At 70.7% G+C, this 11160-nt stretch carries 8 protein-coding genes and 2 tRNA genes; 2 read left to right on the plus strand and 8 right to left on the minus strand.

Going from position 1 to position 11160, the window contains the following annotated elements:
* Positions 1 to 116: 116 nt before the first annotated feature.
* Positions 117 to 1406 carry an FAD-dependent oxidoreductase gene (locus tag OHA91_RS19100; RefSeq protein ID WP_328739657.1) on the minus strand — a complete coding sequence of 430 codons (1290 nt, stop codon included), beginning with the start codon at positions 1404 to 1406 and terminating at the stop codon, positions 117 to 119.
* A 348-nt stretch (positions 1407 to 1754) separates the two neighbouring features.
* Positions 1755 to 1827: transfer RNA gene (locus OHA91_RS19105), tRNA-Ala, on the minus strand.
* A gap of 162 nt (positions 1828 to 1989) precedes the next feature.
* Here OHA91_RS19105 and OHA91_RS19110 point away from each other — a divergent pair.
* Entirely contained in the window at positions 1990 to 2538 is a 549-nt protein-coding gene (locus OHA91_RS19110) for a helix-turn-helix domain-containing protein (RefSeq protein ID WP_031156000.1), read from the plus strand.
* Between the two features lie 44 nt (positions 2539 to 2582).
* Positions 2583 to 3905, plus strand: coding sequence for a serine/threonine-protein kinase (locus tag OHA91_RS19115; RefSeq protein ID WP_328739658.1), 1323 nt, complete (start codon positions 2583 to 2585; stop codon positions 3903 to 3905).
* Here the strand turns inward: OHA91_RS19115 and OHA91_RS19120 are convergent.
* The 6 genes from OHA91_RS19120 to gyrB all read right to left on the minus strand — a co-directional run bounded on the left by OHA91_RS19120 (position 3892) and on the right by gyrB (position 11132).
* Positions 3892 to 5208, minus strand: coding sequence for a hypothetical protein (locus OHA91_RS19120; protein ID WP_031156004.1), 1317 nt, complete (start codon positions 5206 to 5208; stop codon positions 3892 to 3894). The genes OHA91_RS19115 and OHA91_RS19120 overlap by 14 nt on opposite strands.
* 113 nt (positions 5209 to 5321) lie before the next feature.
* Positions 5322 to 5456 (minus strand): DLW-39 family protein, encoded by a 135-nt coding sequence (locus OHA91_RS19125; protein WP_208809277.1) that lies wholly within the window; start codon positions 5454 to 5456, stop codon positions 5322 to 5324.
* Between the two features lie 145 nt (positions 5457 to 5601).
* Positions 5602 to 5675 (minus strand) — tRNA-Ile (locus OHA91_RS19130).
* A gap of 117 nt (positions 5676 to 5792) precedes the next feature.
* Positions 5793 to 6443, minus strand: a complete 651-nt coding sequence (locus OHA91_RS19135; RefSeq protein WP_328739659.1) for a DUF3566 domain-containing protein — start codon at positions 6441 to 6443, stop codon at positions 5793 to 5795.
* Between the two features lie 3 nt (positions 6444 to 6446).
* Positions 6447 to 9065, minus strand: a complete 2619-nt coding sequence (gene gyrA, locus OHA91_RS19140; protein WP_031156009.1) for a DNA gyrase subunit A — start codon at positions 9063 to 9065, stop codon at positions 6447 to 6449.
* 45 nt (positions 9066 to 9110) lie between these two features.
* On the minus strand, positions 9111 to 11132 hold the full coding sequence (gene gyrB / locus OHA91_RS19145; RefSeq protein WP_031156011.1) for a DNA topoisomerase (ATP-hydrolyzing) subunit B: 2022 nt from the start codon (positions 11130 to 11132) through the stop codon (positions 9111 to 9113).
* Positions 11133 to 11160: the final 28 nt, after the last annotated feature.

Genomic DNA, 11160 nt, shown 5'->3' on the forward strand with positions numbered 1-11160 from the left:
CCCGTGGTCATCAAGTCGGCGGACGGGTCCGGGCGTTGGTGGACCGTACCGGTGCACGACCGGCCCGGACTCGACCGGTGGGCGCAGGAGGCCGTCACCGCGCGCCACAGCGCCCCCTACCTCGTAGAGGAGCTCCTGACCGGCTGGCCGCGCAGCGTCTCCCGCAGCGGGTGCTGCGTGATCAGCGCGCGCAGGCCGGAAACGAGCTCTCCGCTCTCGCCCAGCGCGAGGGACGGGTCGAAGAACTGCTCGGTCGCGGCCAGCCGGCGCTCCTCCAGCGCGGTCGCGGCCGCCGCCACAGCGCGAGCGCGGACCGCAGGTGCTCGGCGGCCGCCGGCCCGGAGGGCCTGCCCCGCCGCCCCGGTCAGCGCGTCGAACTCCGGGAGGTCGACCTGGCCGTCCGTCACCATCGTGCGGTAGCCCGGCCCGTCGGTGGCGATCACCCCGGTCCCGGCGGGTATGCGCCGGCGCAGGTCGGCGACGGCCTTGCGGACCTGGTGCGCCGCCGTCACCGGTGGGTCCTTCTCCCAGGTCGCCTCCACCAGCCGGGCGACGGGCACCACCGGCCCGATTCGAGCAGCAGCATGCACAGGACGCGTTCCTGGATCGCTCCCCCCAGCCGCAGCCGCGCCCCGTCGGCCCAGCCCTCGAGGGGGCCGAGCACGTTGAAGCGCAAGAGGTCCCACTCCGGACCGGTCGTGCGTTTCTCCCCGGACTCCGCAACCGCCCCCGGCATGGGACATCCACCCCCAAAGAAACAAGCCGGTCAGCTGCTCGGCGATCCCGCCCGGCAGCAGGTTCCGGGACCGGGGGCCCGCCGCCACGAGGACCGCGTCACCGCGCAGCACTTGACCGTCCACCAGGCGTACGGTGCCGCTCTCGCAGTCGACGGCGGTCACGGCACGGCGCTCGACCAGCTCGGTGCCGCGCTGCCACTTCAGCCAGCCGGCGCAGGCGGCGAGGACCCGTTCGGCGAGCAGGACGCCCGCCTCCTCCTCCAGTACCGCGCCGAGGTCCCCGGCCAGGTGCAGGTGCGGATAGCGGTGGGACAGGCCGGCCGCCGTGAGCTCCCTGGCGGTGCCCCCGGCGTACTCGACCAGGGCCGCGCCGTCAGCCGCCGCCGCGGGCGGCAGCACGGTGAGCGCTCCGACCTGCTCGTAGAAGCGCGTCAGGAGCAGCTCTTCCAATGCGGCCCAGCGGTGGTGCGCACGCAGCGCCGCCCCCGTGGCCGCCGGGTCCGCCGGATGCAGGGCCCGCAGGATCCGGGGCCGGCCGGCGGAGCCGGCTCTGCCGTGCGCACCGGAGCCCTGGTCCACTACCGTGACCCGGTGTCCGTCGAGCACGCACTCGACTGCGGTGAGCAGGGCGGTCACACCGCCGCCCACCACCGTCACCCTCGCCGGCATGACACGCCTCCCGTCCGTCCTCAGACCTCGGCCGGGACCGGCTCCGCGGCGATCGTGGACGGATGACGGGCTCATTGCACACCGGCGCCCGGTTGCCCGGAAGGCGTTCCGGCCCCGGACAATCAACTCCGGCGCGGGCCGGGCCGGCAGGCCGAGCGGCGCCGGCACCCGGGACTGCACCGCTGGCTCCCGCCCGGGGCCTCCGGGGGCACCTCGGGGAGGAACGGCCGGGCAAACCTTCGATACCCGCGAGCCACCGCCCGCCGAACGGCCGGGCACGCACCCGCGGCCGGGCATGAAAAAATGCCCCCCGAGCAACGTTTCCGCAGGTCGGAGGGCATTTCGATGTGGAGCCTAGGAGATTCGAACTCCTGACATCTGCCTTGCAAAGGCAGCGCTCTACCAACTGAGCTAAGGCCCCGTGGAACTGGACGCACCGGTCCCGCGTGAGGGATGTGGTCGTTCCGCAGAACAGAGTACCGGGTTTACCCCCTCATCTCGCAAAATGATAGGGACTCCCGCCCTGCGACCACTCTCCGTAAGATGCTCGCGAGGTTCGCACCAGCGAAGGGGAGTAGTAAGAGTGGACGCAGTGCAGCAAGAGGCCACGGCCAGAGCCAGAGAGCTTCAGCGCAGCTGGTACGGAGAGCCGTTGGGAGCGCTCTTCCGCAGGCTCATAGACGACCTCGGCCTGAATCAGGCCAGGCTCGCGGCCGTACTCGGTCTGTCGGCGCCCATGCTGTCCCAGCTGATGAGCGGCCAGCGCGCCAAGATCGGCAACCCTGCCGTGGTCCAGCGCGTCCAGGCCCTCCAGGACCTCGCCGGACAGGTGGCCGACGGCAGTGTCAGCGCGGCGGAGGCGGCCGACCGGATGGACGAGATCAAGAAGACCCAGGGAGGATCCGTCCTCAGCAGCAGCGGCCAGACCACCACCGGTTCCGGCGCACCCACCGTCAAGCGCGTGGTCCGCGAGATCCAGTCGCTGCTGCGCTCCGTCTCCGCGGCCGGCGACATCATCGACGCGGCGAACAGCCTCGCCCCCAGCCATCCGGAACTGGCAGAGTTCCTCCGGGTGTACGGAGCGGGCCGCACCGCGGACGCGGTCGCGCACTACGAGGCGCACCAGAACTGACACGCACGACGGCGGACAACGGGTGACGGGGGACGGGCGCAGCGATGGGTGAGGTCTTCGCCGGCCGGTACGAGCTGATCGATCCGATCGGACGCGGGGGCGCGGGTGCCGTGTGGCGGGCCTGGGACCACCGCCGTCGCCGCTACGTCGCCGCGAAGGTCCTCCTGCAGAGCGACGCCCACACGCTGCTGCGGTTCGTACGGGAGCAGGCGCTGCGGATCGACCACCCGCACGTACTGGCTCCCGCCAGCTGGGCGGCCGACGACGACAAGGTCCTCTTCACCATGGACCTGGTCGGCGGGGGCTCCCTCGGCCACGTGATCGGGGACTACGGGCCCCTCCCGCCCCGCTTCGTGTGCACGCTGCTCGACCAGCTCCTGTCGGGCCTGGCGGCCGTGCACGCGGAAGGCGTCGTGCACCGCGACATCAAACCGGCCAACATCCTGATGGAGGCCACCGGAAGCGGGCGGCCGCACCTGCGGCTGTCCGACTTCGGCATCTCCATGCGCAAGGGCGAGCCCCGTCTGACCGAGACCGACTACGTGGTCGGCACGCCGGGCTATTTCGCACCGGAGCAACTGATGGGGGCGGAGCCCGACTTCGCAGCCGACCTCTTCGCCGTGGGGCTGGTCGCGCTGTACCTCCTCCAGGGCAGCAAGCCCGACTCCCGGGCACTGGTGGAGCACTTCCTCACCCACGGGACCCCGGACGCCCCGCAAGGCGTCCCCGGCCCGCTCTGGGACGTCGTCGCGAACCTCCTGCAGCCCGACCCCCAGAACCGCTTCCGGACGGCCACAGGGGCGCGCAAGGCCCTTGCCGGGGCCGTTGAACTGCTGCCCCCGCCCGCCCCGGACGAGGATCCGGTGGAGGTGTTCGACCAACTCGGTCCGCTCCCGCCCGGATTCGGCCCCGACGGCCCGACGGGCACCGCCCCGTCCGCGCCCGCCGCAGAGCCGGCCGCGGCTTCCGGGGCGCCCGCGCAGCCGTCCACGGCGGGCGGTGCCGGGTCCGGCGGACCGTCCGTCACCCTGGCCGCGGAGCCCGCGCGCACCGACCCCCGCGGCGCTTCCGCCACGGTGCCCCCGGTCCCGCAGCAGGCGGCTCCCGCCGCGGTCCACGCGCCCTCGTACGGGCCCTCGTACGGGCCCTCGTACGGCCCTTCGGAGACGGGCAGCTTCCACCTGCCCCCGCCGGCCGCGCCCGCGGCACCGGGGGCTGCCACCGCGGCGGTCCCGGCCGTCCCCGCGGCCGCGCCGGTCGGCAGGCGCGGCGCCATCGCCCCGCCCCCGCCGAAGGCGGTCGCCTCGCTGCTCGCGGCGGCGCTGCTGTGCTTCGCGGTCGGCGTCTGGGCCCTCACGCAGCTGTAGTGCCGCGCCCCCGCCGGCCGAGCAGGACCCAGCCGCCCAGCACCGCCAGCAGCAGCGTCCCGGCGCCGAAGCCGGCGCCCGCCACGACGCGCATCAGCGACCGGGTCCCGGCCGCCTCGGCGGCCTCCGGGGCCGTGAGCCCCTCCCGCGCCGCCGCCCGGTCCTCGGCCCCGACGCCGAAGCCGCCCGCGGCCGGATCCTCCTTGTACGCGGGCCCCTTGGCCGGGGTGCCGGTGACCTCCACGCGCAGGGTCAGCGGGACGGGTACCGCGTCCTCGGTGAAGTCGGCGACCTTCGCACCCATCGTCACGGCGACGTAGTACCAGCCCGCGACGCTCACGGGCTGGGTCTCGCGGTCACCGGAGAAACGGTTCCCGTAGTCGACCGGAGGGGTCTTCTCCAGGGTGACCCCGGCCTGCACGCCGTCGTAGGACACGCCCTTGCCCGAGACCGGGCTCCGGAACGGGGTGTAGAGGGTGACGCTGAGCCCGCCCGACGCGGAGGTGAAGTCCTTGGTCCTCTTCGCGGCGGAGAGCTCGGCGCCCAGGCCGAGCCGCTGCCCCCAGTCCAGCGGGACGCGGTACCAGCGGGTCTGCCCCGGCCTCATCTCGTCGCGCCACACGCCGGCGCCCAGGGCCCGTGCGTCGTTGAAGCCGGTTCCGCCGGCCCGGCCCACCGCCTCGGTGCCGGGCAGGGACGGGGCTCCCGTGGGCCAGCCGCTGGGCGCGGTGGTGGGGGCGCCCGGTCCGCGGCCCGGTTCGCGCTGGACCTTGAGTTCGAGCGGCCAGGGGCTCTGGTCGGAGCTCTTGGCCGAAGTCCGGGTGACCTTCGCGTAGTACACGCCGGCGGGCGCGCACTCGTCGTCCTCGGCCCCCCAGCGGACCCCGGCGGCGGCGAGGGGCACCGCGTCGTAGCCGAAGGTCGCCCGGCCCGTGCTCGCCCGGCAGGAGCGCCCGGCGGTGGTCATCAGCTCCACCTCGACGCCGTCGCTGCCGGAGACCTTGGCGCCCGCCGGGGGCCGGAGCACGGCGGACACGTAGGCGTTGGAGCCGTCCTGCTGCAGGACGAGCCGGTAGACGCGCTCCCCGGGCCCGATGGTGTCCTCGTAGGTGTTCCCGGCCTCGATGAGCGGGGCGTCCGCCGTGGAGGGCTTGCCCTCGACCTTCCGGGCGCCGTCGGCGGCGCGGTAGGCGGGCGGCTGGGGCGCGCTCTCCTCCGCGTACGCGGCGACGGGCACGCCGGCCAGCACCGTGCCGAGGGCCGCCGCCCACACCGTCGTCCGTACCCGACCCACCACGCCCACCCCGAGTTTGCTAGCGCAAGCCAAATCTTTGCAAAACGTAAGTTTTCGTCACAGAACAGCACAAAGCCCCGGCCGCAGCGGCAGCCGGGGCTTCATGAACTCAGCCTTCGGTCTCACACACCGGAACCAGAGGGCACGGAGTCGGTTGCCTCCGTCCACAGGTCCTGCTCGGCGCGGTCCGCCTGGATCTGGCGGTACACGAGGAGCCCGCCGATGGCGGCCAGTGCGACCAGGAGCAGCTTCTTCACCGCGCGACCTCGTCTTTCGTTGACGTAGGGGACTTCTGGCGCCCAACAATACACACCGACCGATACCGATCGGTGACCTGGCGGCCCGCCAACTGGCCCGACGAAGAAGACCCCCAGGCCTTGGGCCTGGGGGTCTTCGACACTGTGGGGCTAACAGGATTTGAACCTGTGGCCTCATCCTTATCAGGGATGCGCTCTAACCAACTGAGCTATAGCCCCTCCGCGCTGCGCGCTGACTCCTGAAGATTAGCGCACAGACCCGGTCAGGCCAAAATCGGTTCCCGGGAGGCGTCTGCGCAGGTCATCCGACCCGTCACCGACGCTTCCCCGGAAGGCCTACTCGTCCTCGGCGAGGGTGAGCTCGACGCCGCCGACGAATCCCGCCGACAGGTTGTAGATGAACGCGCCCAGCGTCGCCAGCGCCGTCGCCAGCACCACGTCGATCACCGCGATCACCGACGTGAAGATCAGTACGCGCGGCAGCGAGAGGAAGGACTGGAGGTCGAAGCCGTTGCTCTCGTTCGAGCCGGTCGCCTCGCTGATCGTGCCGCCGACGGTCGAGAAGACGCCCATCGCGTCCATGACCATCCACAGCACCGCCGCCGCCACGATCGTGCAGACGCCCAGCGCGATCGACAGCAGGAAGCTGACCTTCATCACCGACCACGGGTCCGCCTTGGCCACCCGCAGCCGCGCCTTGCGCGTCCTGGGGGCCGTACGGACCGGCGTACGCGGCTTGCGCTGGGTGGCGGCCGCGCCGGCGCCGCGCGGCGCACCGGGGCCCGCGGGCGCCGAGTACGCCTGCGGCGGCTGGTACGGCTGCGCGGGCTTGTCCTTGTCCGAGCCGGCAGCGATCTTGGCCTCGGCCTCGTCCGGCGCCTGCGGTCCTCGGGTGTCCGTCACGGTTCCCCCCTGGGAGTCCGCGGCGGGGCCACGGGCACCGTTCGCTCCAGTCTTGGCCGGTCCGGCGCCCGTGGCTCCACTCACGACTTACTCCTCGTGCTCCCCGGCCGAAGGCTGCGTGCCCTCGGCGCCCTCGGCGGCCGGTGCGTCGGCAGCCTCGGTCTCGTTCTCGTCGACCTCGACCTCGTCAGCTTCCTGACCGGCCTCGGCGTTACGGGCGATGCCGACCACGGCATCGCGCTTGCCCAGGTTGATCAGCTGGACGCCCATGGTGTCACGGCCGGTCTCCCTGACTTCATTGACGCGCGTACGAATCACACCACCGCTGAGCGTGATGGCGAGAATCTCGTCCGTTTCGTCCACCACGAGCGCCCCGACGAGCGACCCGCGGTCCTCCACGATCTTCGCGGCCTTGATGCCCAGACCGCCACGGCCCTGGACGCGGTACTCGTCGACGGCCGTCCGCTTGGCGTAGCCGCCGTCGGTCGCGGTGAAGACGAACGTACCGGGCCGGACCACGCTCATGGAGAGCAGTTCGTCTCCTTCTCGGAAACTCATGCCCTTCACGCCCGAGGTCGCACGGCCCATCGGGCGCAGCGCGTCGTCGGTCGCCGTGAAGCGGATCGACTGCGCCTTCTTGCTGATCAGCAGCAGGTCGTCCTCGGCGGACACCAGCTCGGCGCCGATCAGCTCGTCAGCAGTGCCGTCGGCGCCGTCGACGCCCGTCTCCCGGAGGTTGATGGCGATGACGCCACCCGAACGGGGCGAGTCGTAGTCCTTGAGCGCCGTCTTCTTCACCAGGCCGCCCTTGGTGGCCAGGATCAGGTAGGGCGCCGCGTCGTAGTCGCGGATGGCGAGGATCTGCGCGATCTTCTCGTCCGGCTGGAAGGCCAGCAGGTTCGCCACGTGCTGCCCGCGCGCGTCGCGGCCGGCGTCCGGCAGCTCGTACGCCTTGGACCGGTAGACCCGGCCCTTGTTCGTGAAGAACAGCAGCCAGTGGTGCGTGGTGGAGACGAAGAAGTGGTCGACCAGGTCGTCCTGCTTCAGCTTCGTGCCGCGCACGCCCTTGCCGCCGCGCTTCTGCGAGCGGTAGTCCTCGGTCTTGGTGCGCTTGACGTAACCGCCGTGCGTGATCGTGACGACGATGTCCTCTTCGGCGATCAGGTCCTCGATGGACATGTCACCGTCGAAGGGCACCAGCTTGGAGCGCCGGTCGTCGCCGAACTTCTCGACGATCGCCGCCAGTTCCTCGCTCACGATGGAGCGCTGGCGCGACTCCGAAGCCAGGATGGCGTTGTACTCGTTGATCTTCGCCTGGAGCTCGTCGTGCTCGGCGACGATCTTCTGGCGCTCCAGGGCCGCGAGGCGGCGGAGCTGCATCTCCAGGATCGCGTTCGCCTGGATCTCGTCGATCTCCAGGAGGCCCATCAGGCCCTCGCGCGCGATCTCGACCGTGTTGCTGCGCCGGATCAGCGCGATGACCTCGTCGATCGCGTCCAGCGCCTTGAGCAGGCCGCGCAGGATGTGGGCGCGCTCCTCCGCCTTGCGCAGGCGGAACTTCGTGCGCCGGACGATGACCTCGATCTGGTGCGTCACCCAGTGGCGGATGAAGGCGTCGATCGACAGCGTGCGCGGCACGCCGTCCACCAGCGCCAGCATGTTCGCACCGAAGTTCGTCTGCAGATCGGTGTGCTTGTAGAGGTTGTTCAGCACGACCTTCGCGACGGCGTCCCGCTTCAGGACGATCACCAGGCGCTGGCCGGTCCGCGAGGAGGTCTCGTCGCGGACGTCGGCGATGCCGCCGACCTTGCCGTCCTTGACCAGGTCCGCGATCTTCTGCGCGAGGTTGTCGGGGTTGGTCTGGTACGGGAGCTCCGTGACCACCAGGCACTGGCGGTTCTGGATCTCCTCGACCTCCACCACCGCGCGCATCGTGATGGAGCCGCGACCGGTCCGGTACGCCTCCTCGATGCCCTTGCGGCCCACGACCAGGGCGCCCGACGGGAAGTCCGGGCCCTTGATCCGCTCGATCAGCGCGTCCTGGAGCTCCTCGTGCGAGGCCTCCGGGTGCTCCAGCGCCCACTGGGCACCGGCCGCGACCTCGCGGAGGTTGTGCGGCGGGATGTTGGTCGCCATGCCGACCGCGATGCCGGCGCTGCCGTTGACCAGCAGGTTCGGGAAGCGCGCCGGAAGGACCGTCGGCTCCTGGTTGCGGCCGTCGTAGTTGTCCTGGAAGTCGACGGTCTCCTCGTCGATGTCCCGGAGCATCTCCATGGCCTGCGGCATGAGCTTGCACTCGGTGTAGCGCATGGCGGCCGCCGGGTCGTTGCCCGGGGAGCCGAAGTTGCCGTTGGAGTCCACCAGCGGCATGCGCATCGACCACGGCTGGGCCAGGCGGACCAGGGCGTCGTAGATGGAGCTGTCACCGTGCGGGTGGTAGGTGCCCATGACGTCGCCGACGACGCGGGCGCACTTGTAGAAGCCCTTCTCGGGCCGGTAGCCGCCGTCGTACATCGCGTACAGCACACGGCGGTGGACGGGCTTGAGGCCGTCCCGCACGTCGGGCAGCGCACGCGAGACGATGACGGACATCGCGTAGTCGAGGTAGGAGCGCTGCATCTCCGTCTCGAGCCCGACGGGCTCGATGCGCAGCACGGGCTGCTCCTCCGCGGGGTTCTCTGCGGTGGGGGTGGTTTCGTCGGCCATTGCTGGTCAGAAATCCTTTCAGGCGGCGGTCAGCGTCGGGCCGACTCAGATGTCGAGGAAGCGGACGTCCTTGGCGTTGCGCTGGATGAAGGAGCGCCGGGCCTCGACGTCCTCACCCATCAGCACCGAGAACAGGTCGTCGGCCTGCGCCGCGTCGTCGAGCGTGACCTGGCCGAGCACGCGGTGGTCCACGTCCATGGTGGTGACGCGCAGTTCCTCGGCGTTCATCTCGCCCAGACCCTTGAAGCGCTGGATCGAGTCTTCCTTGATCCGCTTGCCGTTCTGCTTGCCGAGCTCCACCAGCGCGTCGCGCTCGCGGTCCGAGTACGCGTACTCGAAGTCGTCGCGACCCCACTTGATCTTGTAGAGCGGCGGACGCGACAGGTACACGTGACCGGCCTCGACCAGCGGGCGCATGAAGCGGAAGAGGAAGGTCAGCAGCAGGGTGTTGATGTGCTGGCCGTCGACGTCGGCGTCCGCCATCAGGATGATCTTGTGATAGCGGAGCTTCTCGATGTCGAAGTCCTCGTGGACGCCGGTGCCGAAGGCACTGATCAGCGCCTGGACCTCGGTGTTCTGGAGGATCTTGTCGATGCGCGCCTTCTCGACGTTCAGGATCTTGCCGCGGATGGGCAGGATGGCCTGGTACATCGGGTTGCGGCCGGACTTGGCGGAGCCGCCGGCCGAGTCGCCCTCGACGATGAAGATCTCGCACTTGGTCGGGTCGTTCGACTGGCAGTCGGACAGCTTGCCCGGCAGCGAGGCGCTTTCCAGCAGGCCCTTGCGACGGGTGAGGTCGCGGGCCTTGCGGGCCGCGACGCGCGCCGTGGCCGCCTGGATCGACTTGCGGATGATGTCCGCTGCCTCGACCGGGTTGCGGTCGAACCAGTCGTTGAGGTGCTCGTGGACGACCTTCTGCACGAAGGTCTTGGCCTCGGTGTTGCCCAGCTTGGTCTTCGTCTGGCCCTCGAACTGCGGCTCGCCCAGCTTGACCGAGATGATCGCCGTCAGACCCTCGCGGATGTCCTCGCCGGCGAGGTTGTCGTCCTTCTCGCGGAGCAGCTTCTTGTCGCGCGCGTAGCGGTTGACCAGACCGGTCAGCGCCGCGCGGAAGCCCTCCTCGTGGGTGCCGCCCTCGTGCGTGTGGATCGTGTTCGCGAAGGAGTAGACGCCCTCGGTGTACTGCGAGTTCCACTGCATCGCGATCTCGACCGAGAGCATGCGCTCCTTGTCCTCGGCCTCGACGTCGATGACGGTCGGGTGGATCAGCTCGCCCTTGCGCGAGTTGAGGTACTTCACGAAGTCGACGATGCCGCCCTCGTAGTAGTACTTCACCGTGCGCGCGGTCGGCTCGGCCGTGTCCGCGTCGGGGTCGTCCGCGCCGACCGTGGCCTTCGCCGACTCGCGCTCGTCCGTCAGCGTCAGGGTCAGGCCCTTGTTGAGGAAGGCCATCTCCTGGAAGCGCCGCGACAGCGTCTCGAAGGAGTACTCGGTCGTCTCGAAGATGTCGCCGTCGGCCCAGAAGGTGACCGAGGTGCCGGTCTCGGCGGTCTCCTCGTTCTTGGCCAGCGGAGCCGTCGGCACGCCCAGCTTGTAGTCCTGGGTCCAGCGGTGGCCGTCCGTCCTGACCTCGACCGCGACCTTGGTCGACAGGGCGTTCACGACGGACACGCCGACGCCGTGCAGACCGCCGGAGACGGCGTAGCCGCCGCCGCCGAACTTGCCGCCCGCGTGCAGGACCGTCAGGACTACCTCGACGGCCGGCTTGCCCTCGGACGGGACGATGCCGACCGGGATACCGCGACCGTTGTCGACCACGCGCACCCCACCGTCGGCGAGGATCGTCACGTCGATGGTGTCCGCGTGCCCGGCCAGCGCTTCGTCGACGGAGTTGTCGACGACCTCGTAGACGAGGTGGTGCAGACCACGCTCACCCGTCGAGCCGATGTACATACCCGGCCGCTTGCGGACCGCGTCCAGGCCCTCGAGGACCTGGATCGCACTGGCGTCGTAATTCTTCTCGTTGGAGTCGCCGGAATCGGCCACGAAGCGCCCTTTCTGGCACAGCGCAGCCCGTACCCCGGACCAGCAAGTG

Origin of the sequence: Streptomyces erythrochromogenes (assembly GCF_036170895.1) — a bacterium.
In the GTDB taxonomy this organism is placed as follows: domain Bacteria; phylum Actinomycetota; class Actinomycetes; order Streptomycetales; family Streptomycetaceae; genus Streptomyces; species Streptomyces erythrochromogenes.